The sequence below is a fragment of the Citrobacter sp. Cpo071 genome, from assembly GCF_030332765.1.
GTDB classification, from domain to species: Bacteria; Pseudomonadota; Gammaproteobacteria; order Enterobacterales; family Enterobacteriaceae; genus Citrobacter; species Citrobacter portucalensis.
The window spans coordinates 1-21,110 of sequence record NZ_JAOWHE010000061.1 but is presented as its reverse complement, the minus strand read 5'-3'; the positions used below and the strand labels follow the sequence as shown (position 1 = coordinate 21,110).

18 protein-coding genes are annotated in these 21,110 nt (G+C 52.7%); 8 read left to right on the top strand and 10 right to left on the bottom strand.

Features of this window, described 5'->3' with window-relative positions; all coding sequences use genetic code 11:
- Nucleotides 1-31: 31 nt before the first annotated feature.
- Genes thiC through thiH form a run of 6 tightly spaced genes read left to right on the top strand, consistent with a single transcriptional unit; the run spans nucleotide 32 to nucleotide 5,399 of the window.
- Nucleotides 32-1,930 (top strand): phosphomethylpyrimidine synthase ThiC, encoded by a 1,899-nt coding sequence (thiC, locus tag OGY09_RS02765; protein ID WP_032945653.1) that lies wholly within the window; start codon nucleotides 32-34, stop codon nucleotides 1,928-1,930.
- A complete protein-coding gene (thiE, locus tag OGY09_RS02760) occupies nucleotides 1,930-2,565 on the top strand; it encodes a thiamine phosphate synthase (RefSeq protein ID WP_286589921.1) in 636 nt (211 codons plus the stop codon). The genes thiC and thiE overlap by 1 nt, the downstream gene beginning before the upstream one ends.
- Nucleotides 2,558-3,316: a HesA/MoeB/ThiF family protein gene (locus tag OGY09_RS02755; protein ID WP_003826902.1), complete on the top strand. Its 759-nt coding sequence runs from the start codon at nucleotides 2,558-2,560 to the stop codon at nucleotides 3,314-3,316. The genes thiE and OGY09_RS02755 overlap by 8 nt, the downstream gene beginning before the upstream one ends.
- Nucleotides 3,297-3,497, top strand: coding sequence for a sulfur carrier protein ThiS (gene thiS, locus OGY09_RS02750; protein WP_016155307.1), 201 nt, complete (start codon nucleotides 3,297-3,299; stop codon nucleotides 3,495-3,497). Before OGY09_RS02755 ends, thiS begins: the two co-directional genes overlap by 20 nt.
- Nucleotide 3,498: 1 nt before the next feature.
- Complete coding sequence (gene thiG, locus OGY09_RS02745) at nucleotides 3,499-4,269, top strand: thiazole synthase (RefSeq protein WP_032945651.1); 771 nt, start codon at nucleotides 3,499-3,501, stop codon at nucleotides 4,267-4,269.
- Complete coding sequence (gene thiH, locus OGY09_RS02740) at nucleotides 4,266-5,399, top strand: 2-iminoacetate synthase ThiH (RefSeq protein WP_032945650.1); 1,134 nt, start codon at nucleotides 4,266-4,268, stop codon at nucleotides 5,397-5,399. Before thiG ends, thiH begins: the two co-directional genes overlap by 4 nt.
- 119 nt (nucleotides 5,400-5,518) lie before the next feature.
- Here thiH and cspG read toward each other — a convergent pair whose 3' ends face one another.
- Nucleotides 5,519-5,731, bottom strand: coding sequence for a cold shock protein CspG (cspG, locus tag OGY09_RS02735; RefSeq protein WP_003033098.1), 213 nt, complete (start codon nucleotides 5,729-5,731; stop codon nucleotides 5,519-5,521).
- A 1,093-nt stretch (nucleotides 5,732-6,824) separates the two neighbouring features.
- On the opposite strand from cspG, the gene OGY09_RS02730 reads away from it, so the two are divergent.
- Together OGY09_RS02730 and OGY09_RS02725 are read left to right on the top strand one after the other, a co-directional pair.
- Nucleotides 6,825-7,130 carry a PTS sugar transporter subunit IIB gene (locus tag OGY09_RS02730; RefSeq protein ID WP_003033102.1) on the top strand — a complete coding sequence of 102 codons (306 nt, stop codon included), beginning with the start codon at nucleotides 6,825-6,827 and terminating at the stop codon, nucleotides 7,128-7,130.
- Nucleotides 7,131-7,134: 4 nt separating this feature from the next.
- On the top strand, nucleotides 7,135-7,452 hold the full coding sequence (locus OGY09_RS02725; protein ID WP_003033104.1) for a PTS lactose/cellobiose transporter subunit IIA: 318 nt from the start codon (nucleotides 7,135-7,137) through the stop codon (nucleotides 7,450-7,452).
- A gap of 102 nt (nucleotides 7,453-7,554) precedes the next feature.
- Here OGY09_RS02725 and rpoC read toward each other — a convergent pair whose 3' ends face one another.
- The 9 genes from rpoC to tuf all read right to left on the bottom strand — a co-directional run.
- Nucleotides 7,555-11,778, bottom strand: coding sequence for a DNA-directed RNA polymerase subunit beta' (gene rpoC, locus OGY09_RS02720; protein WP_003826919.1), 4,224 nt, complete (start codon nucleotides 11,776-11,778; stop codon nucleotides 7,555-7,557).
- A 76-nt stretch (nucleotides 11,779-11,854) separates the two neighbouring features.
- Nucleotides 11,855-15,883 (bottom strand): DNA-directed RNA polymerase subunit beta, encoded by a 4,029-nt coding sequence (gene rpoB / locus OGY09_RS02715; RefSeq protein WP_003033111.1) that lies wholly within the window; start codon nucleotides 15,881-15,883, stop codon nucleotides 11,855-11,857.
- A gap of 320 nt (nucleotides 15,884-16,203) precedes the next feature.
- Nucleotides 16,204-16,569 carry a 50S ribosomal protein L7/L12 gene (gene rplL / locus OGY09_RS02710; RefSeq protein WP_003033114.1) on the bottom strand — a complete coding sequence of 122 codons (366 nt, stop codon included), beginning with the start codon at nucleotides 16,567-16,569 and terminating at the stop codon, nucleotides 16,204-16,206.
- A 66-nt stretch (nucleotides 16,570-16,635) separates the two neighbouring features.
- Entirely contained in the window at nucleotides 16,636-17,133 is a 498-nt protein-coding gene (rplJ, locus tag OGY09_RS02705; protein WP_001207203.1) for a 50S ribosomal protein L10, read from the bottom strand.
- Nucleotides 17,134-17,551: 418 nt separating this feature from the next.
- Nucleotides 17,552-18,259: a 50S ribosomal protein L1 gene (gene rplA, locus OGY09_RS02700; protein ID WP_003033119.1), complete on the bottom strand. Its 708-nt coding sequence runs from the start codon at nucleotides 18,257-18,259 to the stop codon at nucleotides 17,552-17,554.
- Between the two features lie 3 nt (nucleotides 18,260-18,262).
- Nucleotides 18,263-18,691, bottom strand: coding sequence for a 50S ribosomal protein L11 (rplK, locus tag OGY09_RS02695; protein ID WP_003033122.1), 429 nt, complete (start codon nucleotides 18,689-18,691; stop codon nucleotides 18,263-18,265).
- A gap of 154 nt (nucleotides 18,692-18,845) precedes the next feature.
- Nucleotides 18,846-19,391, bottom strand: coding sequence for a transcription termination/antitermination protein NusG (gene nusG / locus OGY09_RS02690; RefSeq protein ID WP_003033125.1), 546 nt, complete (start codon nucleotides 19,389-19,391; stop codon nucleotides 18,846-18,848).
- 1 nt (nucleotide 19,392) lies between these two features.
- Nucleotides 19,393-19,776: a preprotein translocase subunit SecE gene (secE, locus tag OGY09_RS02685; protein WP_003033128.1), complete on the bottom strand. Its 384-nt coding sequence runs from the start codon at nucleotides 19,774-19,776 to the stop codon at nucleotides 19,393-19,395.
- A gap of 230 nt (nucleotides 19,777-20,006) precedes the next feature.
- The coding region (tuf, locus tag OGY09_RS02680) for an elongation factor Tu (protein ID WP_049027942.1) at nucleotides 20,007-21,110 on the bottom strand (1,104 nt) is incomplete at its 5' end.

The following is a 21,110-nucleotide window of genomic DNA, read 5'->3' as shown; positions in this document are numbered from 1 at the left end:
GCCATATCCTTACTTTTATTTGGAATGAGCTATGTCTGCCACTACTAAACCATCACGCCGCGAACAGCGCGCTCAAGCCCAACACTTTATCGATACCCTGGAAGGGACCGCCTTCCCTAACTCAAAACGCATTTATATTACCGGTTCGCAGCCGGATATCCGCATTCCGATGCGCGAAATTCAGCTCAGCCCAACGCTGACTGGCGGCACAAAAGACAACCCGCAGTTCGAAGAGAACGAAGCCGTTCCGGTATACGACACCTCCGGACCGTATGGCGATCCTGACGTGGCGATTAACGTCCAGCAGGGTCTGGCAAAGCTGCGCCAGCCGTGGATTGCGGCGCGTAACGATAGCGAAGAATTAGACGACCGGAGTTCCGCTTATACCAAAGAACGTCTGGCCGACGATGGCCTGGACGAGCTGCGTTTCACCGGCTTGCTGACGCCAAAGCGCGCCAAAGCGGGTAAACGAGTCACCCAACTGCACTACGCCCGCCAGGGAATAGTGACCCCGGAGATGGAGTTCATCGCCATCCGTGAAAACATGGGCCGCGAGCGCATTCGCAGTGAAGTGCTGCGTCACCAGCATCCGGGGATGAACTTTGGTGCACGCCTGCCGGAAAACATCACGCCGGAATTCGTGCGTGATGAAGTGGCCGCGGGCCGCGCGATTATTCCTGCCAACATCAACCACCCGGAATCCGAGCCGATGATTATCGGTCGCAACTTCCTGGTGAAGGTTAACGCCAACATTGGTAACTCTGCCGTCACCTCCTCCATTGAAGAAGAGGTAGAGAAGCTGGTGTGGTCGACGCGCTGGGGCGCTGACACGGTGATGGATCTCTCCACCGGTCGCTATATCCACGAAACCCGCGAGTGGATCCTGCGTAACAGTCCGGTACCGATCGGTACTGTGCCGATCTACCAGGCGCTGGAGAAGGTCAACGGGATCGCCGAAGATCTCACCTGGGAAGCCTTCCGCGACACGCTGCTGGAGCAGGCCGAACAGGGCGTCGACTACTTCACCATTCACGCGGGCGTGCTGCTGCGCTACGTGCCGATGACTGCCAAACGCCTGACCGGTATTGTCTCACGCGGCGGTTCAATTATGGCGAAATGGTGCCTTTCTCATCACAAAGAGAACTTCCTGTACGAACATTTCCGCGAGATTTGCGAAATCTGCGCCGCCTACGACGTCTCTTTGTCGCTGGGTGACGGCCTGCGCCCGGGTTCAATTCAGGATGCAAACGACGAAGCGCAGTTCTCCGAGCTGCATACGCTGGGCGAGCTGACCAAAATCGCCTGGGAATACGACGTGCAGGTGATGATAGAAGGCCCTGGTCATGTGCCCATGCATATGATCCAGCGCAACATGACCGAAGAGCTGGAGCACTGCCATGAAGCACCGTTCTACACTTTAGGACCGTTGACCACCGATATCGCACCGGGCTACGACCACTTTACTTCCGGGATCGGTGCGGCGATGATCGGTTGGTTTGGCTGCGCGATGCTGTGCTACGTCACGCCAAAAGAGCACCTCGGCCTGCCGAACAAAGAAGATGTTAAACAAGGGTTGATTACCTACAAGATTGCCGCCCATGCAGCTGACTTAGCAAAAGGTCATCCGGGCGCGCAGATCCGCGATAACGCCATGTCGAAAGCGCGCTTCGAATTCCGCTGGGAAGACCAGTTTAACCTCGCGCTCGACCCGTTCACCGCCCGTGCCTACCACGATGAAACCCTGCCACAGGAATCCGGTAAGGTCGCCCACTTCTGCTCCATGTGCGGGCCGAAGTTCTGCTCGATGAAAATCAGCCAGGAGGTTCGCGACTACGCTGCTGCACAAACAATTGAAGTCGGCATGGCGGATATGTCGGAGAACTTCCGCGCCAAAGGCGGCGAAATCTACCTCAAAAAAGAGGAGGCATAATGTACCAGCCTGATTTCCCGACCGTGCCGTTTCGCCTCGGGCTTTACCCGGTGGTAGACAGCGTGGAATGGATTGAACACTTGCTGCAGGCGGGCGTACGCACCATCCAACTGCGCATTAAAGATAAGCGTGATGAAGAGGTCGAAGCCGACGTTATGGCCGCCATTGAACTGGGGCGTCGCTATGACGCCCGCCTGTTTATCAACGACTACTGGCGTCTGGCAATTAAGCACCGCGCTTACGGCGTACATCTGGGCCAGGAAGACCTTGAAACCACCGACCTGAAGGCGATTCAGGCGGCGGGGCTACGCCTGGGGGTCTCCACTCACGATGATATGGAGATCGACGTCGCGCTCGCCGCCAAGCCTTCTTATATCGCGCTGGGTCATGTTTTCCCCACGCAAACCAAACAGATGCCTTCCGCCCCGCAGGGACTCACGCAACTGGCAAACCATATTGAACGATTAGCGGATTACCCGACCGTCGCCATTGGCGGTATCAGCCTTGAGCGCGCCCCGGCGGTACTGGCGACCGGCGTCGGCAGCATTGCCGTGGTCAGCGCCATTACCCAGGCGGCTGACTGGCAGGTCGCCACGGCCCAACTACTGGATATCGCGGGAGTGGGCGATGAATGACCGCGACTTTATGCGTTACAGCCGACAGATCCTGCTCGGCGATATCGCCATTGAAGGCCAGCAAAAGCTACTCGATAGCCATGTGCTGATTGTCGGTTTAGGCGGGTTAGGTTCGCCTGCCGCGCTGTATCTGGCGGGAGCAGGCATCGGAAAACTGACGCTGGTAGACGATGACGACATTCATCTGAGCAACCTGCAGCGCCAGATCCTGTTTACCACTGATGATATCGCACGTTCAAAATCGCAGGTTGCCCAGCAGCGCCTGACGCGGCTCAACCCGGATATCGAGCTGGTGTCACTCCAGCAGCGACTGAAAGGCGATGCGCTTCGGCATGCGGTAGCGCGTGCCGATGTGGTGCTCGACTGTACCGATAACATGGCCACGCGCCAGGAAATTAACGCCGCCTGCGTAACGCTCAACACCCCGCTCGTCACCGCCAGCGCCGTCGGCTTTGGCGGCCAACTGATGGTGCTGACGCCCCCGTGGGAACAAGGATGTTACCGCTGCCTGTGGCCGGACGATGTAGAGCCCGAACGCAACTGCCGTACCGCCGGTATCGTCGGACCGGTTGTGGGCGTGATGGGCACCTTGCAGGCGTTGGAAGCGATTAAATTGCTCAGCGGTATTGAGACGCCCAGCGGAGAGCTACGCCTGTTTGACGGTAAAACCAGCCAGTGGCGCAGCTTCGCACTACGACGCGCCAGCGGCTGCCCGGTATGCGGAGGGCAACATGCAGATTCAGTTCAATGATGAGCCGATGCAGTGCGCCGAAGGACAAACCGTCAGTGGGCTGCTCACTGCACTTAATCAGCTTAAACCGGGCGCGGCGCTGGCGCTCAATCAGCAGATCCTCCCGCGCGAGCAGTGGGAGCAGCAAATCGTGCAGGAAGGCGACCAGATCCTGCTTTTTCAGGTTATTGCAGGGGGTTGATATGTTACGTATTGCCGACAAAACGTTTGATTCGCATCTGTTCACCGGCACCGGAAAATTTGCTTCATCGCAGCTGATGGTCGAGGCGATTCGCGCCTCCGGCAGCCAACTGGTAACGCTGGCCATGAAGCGCGTGGATTTACGTCAGCACAACGATGCCATTCTGGCGCCGCTGGTAGAAGCTGGTGTGACGCTGTTGCCCAACACTTCGGGGGCAAAAACTGCTGAAGAGGCGATTTTTGCTGCCCAGTTAGCGCGTGAAGCGCTGGGCACAAACTGGCTGAAATTAGAAATCCACCCGGACGCCCGCTGGCTGTTACCCGATCCAATCGAAACATTGAAAGCCGCAGAAGCACTGGTGAAAAAGGGCTTCGTGGTACTGCCTTACTGTGGCGCAGATCCGGTGCTGTGCAAACGGCTGGAAGAAGTAGGCTGTTCTGCAGTCATGCCGCTCGGCGCGCCCATCGGTTCTAATCAGGGGCTGGAAACCAAAGCGATGCTGGAGATTATTATCCAACAGGCGACCGTGCCGGTGGTGGTTGATGCAGGCATCGGCGTCCCCAGCCACGCCACGCAGGCGCTGGAAATGGGCGCCGACGCGGTGTTGGTCAATACGGCAATCGCGGTAGCCGACAGCCCGGTGATGATGGCAACCGCCTTCCGTCTGGCCGTTGAAGCTGGCTTGCTGGCACGCCAGGCGGTACCAGGAAGCAAAAGTTCGCAGGCAAGTCCCACCAGCCCGTTAACCGGATTCCTGGAGGCCTTCGCATGAAAACGTTCAGCGACCGCTGGCGACAGCTGGACTGGGATGACATCCGCCTGCGTATCAACGGTAAAACCGCCGCTGACGTGGAGCGCGCCCTCAACGCTTCGCATCTTAGTCGCGACGATCTGATGGCATTGCTCTCTCCTGCCGCCGCCGATTATCTGGAGCCGCTGGCGCAGCGGGCGCAGAAGCTCACCCGTCAGCGTTTTGGTAACACGGTGAGCTTTTACGTGCCGTTGTATCTCTCCAACCTTTGCGCCAACGACTGCACCTACTGCGGTTTTTCGATGAGCAACCGTATCAAACGCAAAACGCTGGACGAAGATGAGATAATACGGGAGTGTGCGGCTATCCGTGAGCTGGGTTTTGAGCATCTGCTGCTGGTCACCGGTGAACATCAGGCAAAAGTGGGGATGAATTACTTTCGTCGCCATTTGCCTGCCATTCGCCGCCAGTTCGCCTCTTTACAGATGGAGGTACAGCCGTTGTCAGAGGCTGAATATGCAGAGCTGAAGACGCTGGGGCTGGATGGCGTGATGGTGTATCAGGAGAGCTACCATGAGGCAACTTACGCTCGTCACCATTTAAAAGGGAAAAAGCAGGATTTCTTCTGGCGCCTGGAAACGCCGGACAGGCTGGGCCGCGCAGGGATCGACAAAATCGGTCTTGGCGCGTTGATTGGTTTGTCCGACAGCTGGCGGGTTGATTGCTATATGGTGGCTGAACATCTGCTATGGATGCAGCAGCATTACTGGCAGAGCCGTTACTCTATCTCCTTCCCTCGCCTGCGCCCATGCACCGGAGGCGTTGAGCCTGCATCGATCATGGATGAGCGACAGTTGGTCCAGACCATTTGCGCGTTTCGTTTACTGGCGCCAGAAATTGAGCTGTCGCTCTCCACCCGCGAATCGCCATGGTTTCGTGACCATGTGATCCCGTTGGCGATCAACAACGTCAGCGCCTTCTCAAAAACCCAGCCCGGTGGTTATGCCGATAACCACCCCGAACTGGAACAGTTCTCCCCGCACGACGATCGTCGCCCAGAAGCCGTTGCTGAAGCACTCATGGCCCAGGGTTTACAGCCCGTGTGGAAAGACTGGGACAGCTATCTGGGGCGCGCTTCACAGGTACCGTAGGTCAGGAGCAATCGCATAAACAAAAAAACCCGCTTTCGCGGGTTTTTTCTTCACTGACACTTAACTGCTCGGGCTCTGGCCTTCATCGCTATCGTAAGCGCTCGTGAAATTATCGGCGATTACAGCGCGACAACGTTAACAGCAGACGGGCCTTTAGCGCCATTCTCCACGGAGAACTCCACCTTTTGACCTTCGTCTAACGTTTTAAAATCGTTACTCTGGATAGCGGAGAAATGTACAAACACATCCTTACTACCGTCCTGAGGAGTGATAAAGCCGAAGCCTTTATCAGAGTTAAACCATTTTACTAAACCAGTCATTTTGTTAGACATAGATACTTCCTTTCATGTTTTTGAGCCGCTTATGCAGCGAAGATGGCCTGTTTTGCAGAAATTAACTTATGGGGCACTTAGGGAGGAGGCTCATGAAGAAGAGTATCTGAGGATAACGCTTGAACTGAGAACTGCTTTACTAAAACTGCTTGCATAAGGTCTGTGTTCCAAACCGATGCCGCTATAGTAGACCTACTTCTAATCATTAAGCAAGCATTAATTTTTTTAATACTCACTGAGTGATGCAATGTTGAACCATCGCGGCTAAGCATCCTGGATAACAGCTTGATCTACAATGAACAAAAGCCCCGACTATTGCAGTCAGGGCTTTACGTTACTACACACTTCAAATTTAACATTAATAAACTTAACGATTTAATACTGCTGATGGTACTACTTTAAAATGTACACGTTTACTACAGATAATATTGGATATTGATACTAACTAAAGCTTTCCTCTATTTACCGTTAAACACATTCCACCCGCTTGATAATAGAACTCAAGGCTGGTGACCTAAACAAGTACACTTCCCCTCGCGACATATACTCTTTGATGCGTTGCCTTATTTCCCTTGTGATAACCAGAAAAGCAGAAATCACAAACATTTACTATAAAATCATGGCGTTACATCGTCGCGCTTTACTGACTTTTTGCGATTAGATATATCAACTACGTGGCCTGAAAGCATTGTCGAAGTGAAAAAATAGCGTTTTCAGCATCGACTATCCCATACAAAAAATACTTCGTGGCCTTTATCGCAAACCCCAATCAAGCTCTACTAACACTGACTACGTTAACAGCAAACTACAATTTCTCCGCTGTTAAGTATTAACATACGGGTTTAAAAAACGCTGTCAATACTGTTTTTTATAACATGTATTTATTGACAGTAATTATATATTCCAGCATGTGATAAGCGAGTCAAAAAGCCGCTGGCCCTGGTCCAGATCGCAGGGTTCCGCTTCTTTTTGTAACCGGTTTCAGAAAAAGCGGCTTTCTTTGTGATGCCTTGCACACAATCGTTGCAAAGCAGTTGTTGCTATGGCTGGCTCGCGATAATTATCAACTCACACATGTTGATCGAGACTGCTTATGAAAAACATCGTTTTATGCTGTGCCGCCGGAATGTCCACCAGCATGCTGGTGCAAAGGATGAAAGATGCCGCCCAGAAAAAAGGCGTCGACGTCACTATCAAAGCCGTCCCGGTGGCCGAGTTTGAAGAGAATATCGCTACAGCGGATATCGTTTTGCTCGGTCCACAGGTTAAGTATGAACAGGCCAAGCTACAGGCGATCGCCGACCCACTAGGCAAAAAGGTCGCCGTTATCGACATGATGGATTACGGCATGATGAAAGGCGATGCGGTACTGGATAAGGCGCTGAAACTACTGGAGTGATGGTATGGAAGAGTTAGAAACGATCATCATGGAGTTATTGGTAAACGCTGGCGCTGCACGCAGCCAGGCCCTGACGGCATTGCAACTGGCGCGTAAAGGTGATTTCTCCGGTGCAGAACAAGCGATGACGGAATCACGCGAGTACGTCAAACAAGCGCATAAAATCCAGACCCAGCTGATCGGTATTGACGAGGGCACCGGCAAACTACCGGTTAATCTCATCACCGTCCATTCGCAGGACCACCTGATGAATGCCATGGTGATTCAGGATCTGGCCGGCGATATGATTGAGCTTTATCGGCGGTTACCGCCGGTAAATTAATGACACTGCCGGATGGCTTTGTAGACCTGATAAGCGCCATCAGAAATAACATAGACATAAAAAAACCCGCCGAAGCGGGTTTTTTATTATGGTCGGCAACGATTAATCGTTGTCAGAACCGCCCAGGCCTGCGTTCAGCAGTTCTGCCAGGCTGGCAGACGCATCTTCAGCAGTTACCTGCGGTGCAGCTGGCAGTTCGCCCGCTGCGCGACGGCGCATACGATCCTGGTGGTACGCATAACCAGTACCTGCCGGGATCAGACGACCCACGATGACGTTCTCTTTCAGACCGCGCAGTTCATCACGTTTACCTGCAACAGCTGCTTCGGTCAGGACACGCGTGGTTTCCTGGAACGATGCTGCAGAGATGAAGGACTCGGTTGCCAGAGACGCTTTGGTGATACCCAGCAGATCGCGGGAGAACGTTGCACCCACTTTGCCGTTCGCTTCCAGCTCGCGGTTTGCGATCTTGACGCGGGAGTATTCAACCTGCTCGCCTTCCAGGAAGTCGGAGCTACCAGCGCTTTCGATGGTGGCTTTACGCAGCATCTGACGAACGATAACTTCGATGTGTTTATCGTTAATCTTAACACCCTGCAGACGGTATACGTCCTGAACTTCGTTAACGATGTAACGAGTTACAGCATGCACACCACGCAGACGCAGGATGTCGTGCGGCGCTTCCGGACCGTCGGAAACCACGTCACCACGTTCTACACGTTCACCTTCGAACACGTTGAGCTGACGCCATTTCGGAATCATCTCTTCGTACGGTTCGCTACCGTCTACCGGGGTGATAACCAGACGACGTTTACCTTTGGTTTCTTTACCGAAGGAAATGATGCCGCTGATTTCAGCCAGGATTGCCGGCTCTTTCGGACGACGTGCTTCGAACAGGTCCGCAACGCGCGGCAGACCACCGGTGATATCCTTGGTACCGCCGGATTCCTGCGGAACACGCGCCAGGGTGTCACCAGAGCTGATCTGTACGCCATCTTCCAGCTGAACAATCGCTTTACCCGGCAGGAAGTACTGAGCAGGCATATCGGTGCCTGGGATCAGAACGTCGTTGCCCTGAGCATCAACAATTTTCAGTGCCGGACGCAGGTCTTTACCACCCGCAGTACGCTCTGCAGAATCCAGAACCACCAGAGACGACAGACCGGTCAGCTCGTCAGTCTGACGAGTAATGGTCTGGCCATCGATCATGTCAGTGAAGCGGACAAAACCACTCACTTCGGTGATAACTGGCATGGTGTGCGGATCCCAGTTTGCTACGGTTTCGCCGCCAGCAACCTGTTCGCCATCACCTTTCGCCATAACGGAGCCGTAAGGCACTTTATAGCTTTCTTTGGTACGGCCGAATTCGTCGATCAGTTTCAGTTCGGTGTTACGTGAGGTGATAACCAGTTTACCGCTGGAGTTCACAACCGACTTCGCGTTGCTCAGACGGATGCTACCTTTGTTTTTCACCTGGATGCTGGATTCAGCAGCCGCACGAGATGCCGCACCACCGATGTGGAACGTACGCATCGTCAGCTGTGTACCCGGTTCACCGATGGACTGTGCCGCGATAACGCCGATTGCTTCACCTTTGTTGATGATGTGGCCACGCGCCAGGTCACGACCATAGCAGTGCGCACATACACCAAAGTCGGTGTCACAAGATACAACGGAACGGACTTTAACGGAGTCAACGGAGTTCTCTTCCAGCAGATCACACCACTGTTCGTGCAGCAGCGTGTTGCGTGGAACCAGAATATCCGCCGTACCCGGCTTCAGAACGTCTTCAGCAGTTACACGACCCAGAACGCGATCGCGCAGCGGCTCTTTAACGTCACCACCCTCGATAACCGGGGTCATGGTGATGCCTTCCAGAGTGCCGCAATCGTCTTCAGTAACAACCAGGTCCTGCGCGACGTCAACCAGACGACGAGTCAGATAACCGGAGTTCGCTGTTTTCAGTGCGGTATCCGCCAGACCTTTACGAGCACCGTGAGTAGAGATGAAGTACTGGAGTACGTTCAGACCTTCACGGAAGTTCGCGGTGATTGGCGTTTCGATGATGGAGCCATCTGGCTTCGCCATCAGACCACGCATACCGGCCAGCTGACGAATCTGTGCTGCAGAACCACGCGCACCGGAGTCGGCCATCATGTAGATGCTGTTGAAGGAAACCTGCTGCTCTTCTACGCCGTCACGGTTAATAACGGTTTCGGTTTGCAGGTTATCCATCATCGCTTTGGATACACGATCGTTCGCCGCAGCCCAGATATCGATAACTTTGTTATAGCGTTCGCCTGCGGTTACCAGACCAGACTGGAACTGCTCCTGGATCTCAGCAACTTCAGCTTCCGCTTCAGAGATGATCTCGTGTTTCTTCTCTGGGATGACCATGTCATCAATACCAACAGATGCACCTGAACGCGCTGCATATGCAAAGCCGGTGTACATTGTCTGGTCAGCGAAGATAACGGTCGGCTTCAGGCCCAGAATGCGGTAACAGGTGTTCAGCATTTTGGAGATAGCTTTCTTGCCCAGCGCCTGGTTGACGATGGAGAAAGGCAGACCTTTCGGTACGATCATCCACAGAATGGCACGGCCAACGGTCGTGTCTTTCAGGCTGGTTTTCGCAACGAATTCGCCGTTTTCATCTTTTTCATATTCGGTGATACGCACTTTAACGCGCGCATGCAGAGAGGCAAGACCTGCGCGATAGATACGCTCAGCTTCTTTCGGGCCAGTCAGCACCATGCCTTCGCCTTTGGCGTTAACACAGTCACGGGTCATGTAGTACAGACCCAATACAACGTCCTGAGACGGAACGATGATAGGTTCGCCGTTCGCCGGAGACAGGATGTTGTTGGTAGACATCATCAGCGCACGCGCTTCGAGCTGGGCTTCCAGCGTCAGCGGTACGTGAACAGCCATCTGGTCACCATCGAAGTCGGCGTTATATGCCGCACAAACCAGCGGGTGCAGCTGGATAGCTTTACCTTCGATCAGTACCGGTTCAAATGCCTGGATACCCAGACGGTGCAGTGTTGGTGCACGGTTCAGCAGTACCGGGTGTTCGCGGATAACTTCGTCCAGGATATCCCAAACGACAGCTTCTTCACGCTCAACCATTTTCTTAGCGGCTTTGATGGTGGTGGCCAGGCCACGCAGTTCCAGCTTGCCGTAGATGAACGGTTTGAACAGTTCCAGTGCCATTTTCTTCGGCAGACCGCACTGATGCAGACGCAGATATGGACCTACGGTGATTACAGAACGACCGGAGTAGTCAACACGCTTACCGAGCAGGTTCTGACGGAAACGACCCTGCTTACCTTTGATCATGTCGGCCAAAGATTTCAGAGGACGTTTGTTAGAACCGGTGATCGCACGACCGCGACGACCGTTATCCAGCAGGGCGTCAACCGCTTCCTGCAGCATACGTTTTTCGTTGCGTACGATGATGTCCGGCGCAGCCAGATCCAGCAGACGCTTCAGACGGTTGTTACGGTTGATAACGCGACGATACAGATCGTTCAGATCCGACGTTGCGAAACGACCACCATCCAGCGGAACCAGCGGACGCAGATCTGGCGGCAGAACCGGCAGAACGGTCAGGATCATCCACTCTGGCTTGTTGCCAGACTGTACGAAGGCTTCCAGCAGTTTGATACGCTTGGTCAGCTTCTTACGCTTGGTTTCAGAGTTGGTTTCGTTCAGCTCTTCGCGCAGAGTTTCACACTCTTGCTCCAGATCCATGCTTTTCAGCAGAGCCTGGATAGCTTCCGCACCCATCTTCGCGTCGAATTCGTCACCGAATTCTTCCAGCGCGTCCAGATACTGCTCTTCAGTCAGGATCTGTTGACGTTCCAGGTTAGTCATACCGCCTTCGATAACTACATAAGATTCGAAGTACAGCACGCGCTCGATATCGCGCAGCGGCATATCAAGCAGCAGACCGATACGGGACGGCAGCGATTTCAGGAACCAGATGTGAGCGGTCGGAGACGCCAGCTCGATGTGGCCCATACGCTCACGGCGTACTTTGGTCTGGGTCACTTCAACGCCGCACTTCTCACAGATCACACCACGGTGTTTCAGGCGCTTGTACTTACCGCACAGGCACTCATAGTCTTTTACCGGCCCAAAGATACGGGCGCAGAAAAGGCCGTCACGTTCAGGTTTGAACGTACGGTAGTTAATGGTTTCCGGCTTCTTAACTTCACCGAAAGACCATGAACGGATCATGTCTGGCGAGGCCAGAGCAATTTTGATCGCATCAAACTCTTCGGTTTTAGTCTGCGCTTTCAGAAACTTTAATAAATCTTTCACGGATTTGCTCCCGTCGGAGTTAGCACAATCTGGCGCTGGCTGTTACGCCAGCACCAGTGACCTGTTTGATCGAGAGTTACTCGTCTTCCAGCTCGATGTTGATACCCAGCGAACGAATCTCTTTCAACAGTACGTTGAAGGATTCCGGCATGCCTGGTTCCATCTGATGGTTGCCGTCCACGATGTTTTTATACATCTTAGTACGACCGTTCACGTCATCAGACTTAACGGTGAGCATTTCCTGCAGGGTGTATGCTGCGCCATATGCTTCCAGCGCCCACACTTCCATCTCCCCGAAGCGCTGACCACCGAACTGCGCCTTACCACCCAGCGGCTGCTGAGTAACCAGGCTGTAAGAACCGGTAGAACGCGCATGCATCTTGTCATCAACCAAGTGGTTCAGTTTCAGCATGTACATGTAGCCAACGGTAACCTGGCGCTCGAACTGCTCACCGGTACGACCGTCGAACAGTGTGATCTGACCGGAAGTCGGCAGGCCACCCAGCTGTAACAGTTCCTTGATTTCAGACTCTTTCGCACCGTCGAATACCGGCGTTGCGATCGGCATACCTTTTTTCAGGTTTTCAGCCAGACGCAGAACTTCTTCATCGCTGAAGGTATTCAGGTCAACTTTCTGACGAACATCTGAGCCCAGATCGTAAGCACGCTGGATGAATTCGCGCAGTTTCGCGACTTCCTGCTGCTGTTTCAGCATGGCGTTGATCTTATCGCCGATACCTTTTGCAGCCATACCCAGGTGGGTTTCAAGGATCTGACCGATGTTCATACGCGATGGTACGCCCAGCGGGTTCAGTACGATATCTACCGGCGTACCGTTAGCATCGTGTGGCATATCTTCGATCGGGTTGATCTTAGAGATTACACCCTTGTTACCGTGACGACCTGCCATCTTATCACCAGGCTGGATCCGACGTTTAACCGCCAGATACACCTTAACAATCTTCAGCACGCCCGGTGCCAGATCGTCGCCCTGAGTGATTTTACGGCGTTTCGCTTCGAGTTTTTTCTCGAATTCGTGTTTCAGTTCGTCGTACTGCTCAGCCAGTTGTTCCAGCTGATTCTGTTTCTCTTCGTCGGTCAGGCCGAGTTCTAACCAGCGGTCGCGCGGCAGTTTGTCGAGCTTCTCAGCTTCAACACCACCGGAAACCAGCACAGCGTAGATACGGCTGAACAGGCCAGCTTCGAGGATCTGCAGTTCTTCAGACAGGTCTTTTTTCGCCTGCTTCAGCTGCATCTCTTCGATTTCCAGCGCACGTTTGTCTTTTTCTACGCCATCGCGAGTAAAGACCTGAACGTCGATAATCGTACCGGAAACACCGTTTGGCACGCGCAGAGAAGAGTCTTTAACGTCAGACGCTTTCTCACCGAAGATCGCACGCAGCAGCTTCTCTTCTGGCGTCAGCTGGGTTTCACCTTTCGGCGTTACCTTACCAACCAGAATGTCGCCACCGGTCACTTCCGCACCGATATAAACGATACCGGATTCATCCAGTTTGGAGAGCGCAGCTTCACCCACGTTCGGGATGTCAGCGGTGATCTCTTCTGGCCCCAGCTTGGTGTCACGGGACACACATGCCAGTTCCTGAATATGGATGGTGGTGAAACGGTCTTCCTGGACAACACGCTCGGATACGAGGATGGAGTCTTCGAAGTTGTAACCATTCCATGGCATGAATGCCACGCGCATGTTCTGACCCAGCGCCAGTTCACCGAGGTCGGTGGACGGACCGTCTGCCAGCACATCACCACGTTCAACCGGCTCGCCCAGAGATACGCAAGGCATCTGGTTGATGCAGGTGTTCTGGTTAGAACGGGTGTATTTGGTCAGGTTATAAATGTCGATACCTGCTTCGCCCGGGTACATCTCGTCTTCGTTAACTTTGATAACGATACGAGAAGCATCCACGTACTGAACAGTACCGCCACGTTTAGCAACTGCAGTAACACCGGAGTCAACGGCAACAGCACGTTCCATACCAGTACCAACCAGCGGCTTATCAGCGCGCAGAGTCGGAACCGCCTGACGTTGCATGTTCGCACCCATCAATGCACGGTTGGCGTCATCGTGTTCCAGGAACGGGATCAGGGACGCACCGACGGATACCACCTGCTGGGTGGATACGTCCATGTAGTCAACCTGGTCGCGGCTGAACAAGCTGGATTCGCCTTTGCTACGGCAGGTAACCAGATCTTCTACAAAGTGGCCTTCGTCATCCAGGTTGGAGTTCGCCTGAGCGATAACGTAGTTGCCTTCTTCGATAGCAGACAGGTAATGAATTTCGTCAGTTACAACACCGTCGGTCACTTTACGATACGGAGTCTCGAGGAAGCCGTATTCGTTAGTCTGTGCATACACGGACAGGGAGTTGATCAGACCGATGTTCGGACCTTCAGGCGTTTCGATTGGACATACGCGACCGTAGTGAGTCGGGTGTACGTCTCGAACTTCGAAGCCTGCGCGTTCACGGGTCAGACCGCCTGGGCCGAGTGCGGAGATACGACGTTTGTGCGTAATCTCAGACAGCGGGTTGTTCTGGTCCATAAACTGAGACAGCTGGCTGGAACCAAAGAACTCTTTCACTGCTGCAGAAATCGGCTTGGCGTTGATCATATCCTGAGGCATCAGGGTATCCAGATCGCCCAGAGACAGACGCTCTTTCACCGCACGCTCAACACGTACCAGGCCAACGCGGAACTGGTTTTCCGCCATTTCGCCTACGGAACGGATACGACGGTTGCCGAGGTGGTCGATATCATCGACTTCGCCTTTACCGTTACGGATATCGATGAGCTTCTTCATCACTTCGATGATGTCGTCTTTGCTCAGGATACCGGAACCTTCGATTTCGTCGCGCAGCAGAGAACGGTTGAACTTCATACGACCAACCGCAGACAGGTCATAGCGGTCTTCGGAGAAGAACAGGTTCTCGAACAGGCTTTCAGCAGCTTCACGAGTCGGCGGCTCACCAGGACGCATCATGCGGTAGATTTCTACCAGTGCGCTCAGACGATCGTTGGTTGGGTCAACACGTACAGTTTCAGAAATGTACGGACCGTGATCCAGATCGTTAGTGAACAGCGTTTCGATACGCTTGTGACCAGACTGGCTCAGCTTAGCCAGCAGATCCAGGCTCAGCTCCATGTTAGCTGCGCAGATCAGCTCGCCAGTAGATTCGTCAACGTAGTCTTTAGCCGCAACTTTACCAGCAATGTATTCAACCGGAACTTCGATATGTTTGATATCGTCTTTTTCCAGTTGGCGAATGTGGCGCGCAGTGATGCGACGGCCTTTTTCGACGTAGACTTTGCCGTTAGCTTCAATGTCAAAGGAGGCGGTTTCACCACGCAGGCGTTCCGGCACCAGTTCCATCTGCAGCTTGTTGTCACGAATTTCGAAAACAACTTTTTCAAAGAACAGGTCAAGGATCTGCTCAGTGGTGTAGTTCAGTGCACGCAGAATAATGGTCGCAGGCAGTTTACGGCGACGGTCAATACGTACGAACAGGTTGTCCTTCGGATCGAATTCGAAGTCCAGCCAGGAACCACGGTAAGGGATGATGCGCGCGTTATACAGCACTTTACCCGAAGAGTGGGTTTTACCTTTGTCGGAGTCAAAGAAGACGCCAGGACTACGGTGCAGCTGAGAAACGATAACACGCTCAGTACCATTGATTACAAAGGTACCGTTGTCAGTCATGAGCGGAATTTCGCCCATGTAGACTTCTTGTTCTTTAATGTCTTTTACGGTGCCTTCCGGCGCTTCGCGCTCGTAGATCACCAGACGCAGTTTTACGCGCAGCGGTGCGGAATAGGTCACGCCACGGATCTGACATTCCTGAACGTCAAACACCGGTTCGCCAAGGCGGTAGCTGACGTATTGCAGCTCGGAATTACCGCTGTAGCTCTGAATCGGGAAAACGGAACGGAAAGCTGCTTCCAGACCATACTGCCCTTCAGGATCTTGCTCGATGAACTTCTGAAACGAGTCAAGCTGGATAGAAAGGAGATAAGGTATGTCCAACACTTGTGGACGTTTACCAAAATCCTTACGAATACGTTTTTTCTCGGTATAGGAGTAAACCATTAGGGTTCCTCAGCTCGCTGACAAGTCGACCCATCTGTCCGACGAAGGGACAGTTTGTGCAACACTATTTTGTTGACCGGAAAATCGAATACTTTCCGCAATGCCTGTTGCTATCACGCTTAAACCATTTCATTGCGATTTACACAGAACTGATGCTCTGTCGCAGTATATTAAGACGTCGATAGAAACAAGCATTGAAAGGCACAGCAGTAGTCAAACAGTGTGAAATGCTACTGGCGCCTTACAGCGCAAAAAGGCTGGTGACTAAAAAGTCACCAGCCATCAGCCTAATTTCTTAGGCTGCAACCAGAAAAGTTGGCTTATTTAACTTCAACTTCAGCGCCAGCTTCTTCCAGAGATTTTTTCAGTGCTTCTGCGTCGTCTTTGCTGATGCCTTCTTTCAGGGCAGCCGGAGCAGATTCAACCAGGTCTTTAGCTTCTTTCAGACCCAGGCCAGTTGCGCCACGTACTGCTTTGATTACAGCAACTTTGTTAGCGCCAGCAGCTTTCAGAATTACGTCGAATTCAGTTTTTTCTTCAGCAGCTTCAGCCGGGCCAGCAGCTACAGCTACAGCAGCAGCAGCGGAAACACCGAATTTTTCTTCCATTGCAGAGATCAGTTCTACAACGTCCATTACGGACATAGCGGATACTGCTTCAATGATTTGATCTTTAGTGATAGACATTTAAATTGTTCCTGAAAATCAGAATAAGTTTATACGTAAGCAGATGCTTGAGAAAGATAACTGCGATTAAGCAGCTTCTTTCGCATCGCGTACAGCAGCCAGAGTACGAACCAGTTTGCCAGCCGAAGCTTCTTTCATGGTTGCCATCAGGCGTGCAATTGCTTCTTCGTAGGTCGGCAGAGTTGCCAGGCGATCGATTTGCGATGCCGGGATCAATTCACCTTCAAAGGCTGCGGCTTTGACCTCAAATTTTGCATTCGCTTTCGCGAACTCTTTGAACAGACGAGCAGCAGCGCCCGGGTGTTCCATAGAGTATGCAATCAGGGTCGGACCAACAAACGTGTCTTTCAGGCACTCGAACTGAGTACCTTCAACGACGCGGCGCAGCAGGGTGTTACGAACAACACGCATGTATACGCCAGCTTCACGACCTGCTTTACGCAGTTCAGTCATTTTATCTACAGTTACGCCACGGGAATCCGCAACTACTGCAGACAGCGCGCCTTTGGCTACTTCGCTGACTTCAGCAACAATCGCTTGTTTGTCTTGAAGATTTAAAGCCATTAGCTTTGCTCCTGGATGTTTGCCGGAACTCATGTTCCGGAACTCACTTCACTCTCCCCAACGGAAAGAGCGTCTAAATACGGTGAGCAGAAACAAGCCAGAGTATCAGAAATAATCTTAGCGTTCTGTCACCGTCTACGCAGGGCATTAAGTTTCTTACGAAACACCTGCGGTCTTCGACGGAGGCCTGGATAGGCCAGGCTCCAACGAACAAATCTTGTCTATGACTTCGCCCTTTGAACTGTAACCGCGTTAGCTGCTCTCGTTCACACCGGTCATGTAGTTAACTACACTCCCGGCGATTCACTCAATTGCTGCCTTGCTACAATTCAAATGACTCGCATAGAGTTCTGTTTATTTAAACAGAAACGTGGGGGTAAGATTGTAGACAAAATCACCGCCCACGTAAAGGCGAATATTAGTTCGCCACAGTCGCAGTCAGACCGGACTGATCAACGGCAACGCCAGCACCCATGGTGGTGGAGATGCTAACTTTCTTGATGTACACGCCTTTAGCCTGAGTCGGTTTCGCTTTTTTCAGCGCAACCAGCAGAGATTCCAGGTTTTCTTTCAGTTTGTCAGCGTCAAAATCCACTTTACCGATGGTGGTGTGGATGATGCCGTTTTTGTCGTTACGGTAACGAACCTGACCTGCTTTAGCGTTCTTAACCGCTTCAGCAACGTTAGGGGTTACAGTACCAACTTTCGGGTTTGGCATCAGGCCGCGCGGGCCCAGAACCTGACCCAGCTGGCCAACAACGCGCATTGCATCCGGGGAAGCAATAACAACGTCAAAGTTCATTTCGCCTTTCTTGATCTGGTCAGCCAGATCTTCCATACCTACCAGCTCAGCGCCTGCAGCTTTAGCAGCTTCAGCGTTTGCGCCCTGGGCAAATACGGCTACGCGAACGGAACGGCCAGTACCGTGCGGCAGTACAGTTGCACCACGTACGTTCTGGTCAGATTTACGAGCATCGATGCCGAGGTTAACGGCAACGTCTACGCTTTCTACGAATTTAGCAGTGGCCAGCTCTTTCAGCAGAGCAATAGCTTCGTTGATGTCATACTGTTTAGTTGCATCAACTTTGTCACGGATCACGCGCATACGCTTGGTCAGTTTAGCCATTTCTTAGTCCTCCACTACCAGGCCCATGGAACGTGCAGTACCTTCAATGGAGCGAGTCATCGCTTCAATGTCGGAACCAGTCATGTCGGCAGCTTTGGTCTGCGCGATTTCCTGCAGCTGAGCGCGGGAAATTTTACCCACTTTGTCTTTGTTCGGCTTGCCGGAACCAGACTTGATACCAGCCGCTTTCTTCAGCAGAACTGCTGCCGGAGGCGTTTTGGTAACGAAAGTGAAAGAACGGTCAGCGTAAACGGTGATAACAACCGGGATCGGCAGACCTTTTTCCATGGAATCAGTTTTTGCGTTGAACGCTTTGCAGAATTCCATGATGTTCACGCCTTGTTGACCCAGTGCTGGACCTACCGGCGGACTCGGGTTAGCCATACCAGCTGCAACTTGCAGCTTGACGTAGGCCTGGACTTTCTTAGCCATTCTAAATTCCTCTAGTTGGGTTATAGCGCCTCAAGGAGGCTCCCCGTGATTAAATTCGTTTTACGGACAGGGCCCATAAAAACAAAAGGCGCGAAATTGTATTCCAATCTCGCGCCTTGTGCAACGATTAAGTCGCCGCTTTTTTGATCGCTGTTTAGGCTTTTTCTACCTGGGCAAAGTCCAGTTCTACCGGGGTCGCACGACCGAAGATAGAAACAGAGACTTTCAGGCGGGACTTTTCGTAGTCCACTTCTTCAACCACACCGTTAAAGTCAGCAAACGGACCGTCACTAACGCGAACCATTTCACCTGGCTCAAACATCGTTTTCGGACGCGGTTTATCGCCAACCTGCTGCAGACGGTTCATGATCGCATCAACTTCTTTGTCGCTGATCGGCGCCGGACGGTCAGATGTACCGCCGATAAAGCCCATCACACGCGGCACGCTGCGCACCAGGTGCCAGCTTGCGTCATTCATCACCATCTGGACCAGTACATAGCCCGGGAAGAATTTACGTTCGCTCTTGCGACGCTGGCCACCACGGATTTCGACCACTTCTTCGGTCGGCACCATGACTTCGCCAAACAGCTCTTCCATATTTTGTAACTTGATATATTCGCGCAGCGACGTGGCTACGCGGCCTTCAAAACCGGAAAACGCCTGAACGACGTACCAGCGCTTTTTAGGGGCTTCAGACATCTTAGAACCTCAGGCCAGTGATAAAGGATACCAGGCGAACCAGAATACCATCCAGTCCCCACAGGATCAGTGACATTACTGCGGTAACCGCAGCCACAATTAATGTGGTGTGCAATGTTTCCTGGCGAGTTGGCCAAATGACCTTACGGACTTCGGTTCTCGCTTCACGGGCAAAAGCAACGGTCGCTTTACCTTTTGTTGTCAACAGCGCGACACCACCCGCTGCGGCAATCAGAATCACTACGGCCAGCGCACGCAGCGGCAGCATCATGTCACGATAGAGGTAGTTGCCAACGATAGCTACAAGCAGCAATACAGCGACAACAACCCACTTCATCGCTTCCAGGCCGCGCCCGCTTCCTTGAGCTTCGGTATTCGCACTCATAAACCAACCTGTCAGAAGTATTCTACAAACATTTTCACCCCGCGTAAGCGAGGCAATCCAAACCGAAATGCTCTGGTGCGTTTCGGACTAAACGCCCTCTTCAGAGCCTGTCTCAGCAATGATTATGACAAAAAAAATCACTGATGAGCCAGGTTCTGGTGTGAAAGCGTGCAAAAAGGGCATCAAATGATGCCCTTTTATTGCGCATTGCGTCAAATGTTATTCGGCAATTAGCTCATTACTTTGGCAACAACGCCCGCACCAACAGTACGGCCGCCTTCACGGATTGCGAAACGCAGACCGTCGTCCATCGCGATTGGGTGGATCAGGGTAACAACCATTTTGATGTTGTCTCCCGGCATTACCATCTCTACGCCTTCCGGCAGTTCGATGGTACCAGTCACGTCAGTAGTACGGAAGTAGAACTGCGGACGGTAGCCTTTGAAGAACGGAGTATGACGGCCGCCTTCGTCTTTGGACAGAATGTACACTTCAGATTCGAACTTGGTGTGCGGCTTGATAGAGCCCGGCTTAGCCAGTACCTGACCACGTTCGATTTCTTCACGTTTGATACCACGCAGCAGAACACCAACGTTCTCACCAGCACGGCCTTCGTCCAGCAGTTTGCGGAACATTTCAACGCCAGTACAGGTAGACTTAGCAGTCTCTTTGATACCAACGATTTCAACTTCTTCACCAACTTTGATGATACCGCGCTCTACACGACCGGTAACAACGGTACCACGACCGGAGATGGAGAATACGTCTTCGATAGGCAGCAGGAACGGCTTGTCAATCGCACGCTCTGGTTCTGGGATGTAAGAATCCAGGAAGCCAGCCAGTTCGATGATTTTCGCTTCCCACTCTGCTTCGCCTTCCAGCGCTTTCAGAGCAGAACCACGAACGATCGGAGTGTCGTCGCCCGGGAAATCGTACTGAGACAGAAGTTCACGAACTTCCATTTCTACCAGTTCCAGCAGCTCTTCGTCATCAACCATGTCGCATTTGTTCAGGAACACGATGATGTACGGAACGCCTACCTGACGACCCAGCAGGATGTGCTCACGAGTCTGCGGCATCGGGCCGTCAGTCGCAGCAACAACCAGGATCGCGCCGTCCATCTGCGCAGCACCGGTGATCATGTTTTTAACATAGTCGGCGTGGCCCGGGCAGTCTACGTGTGCGTAGTGGCGAGTCGGGGTGTCATATTCAACGTGAGAAGTGTTGATGGTGATACCACGAGCTTTTTCTTCCGGCGCGTTATCGATCTGGTCGAATGCACGAGCAGCACCGCCGTAGGTTTTAGCCAGTACGGTAGTGATTGCAGCGGTCAG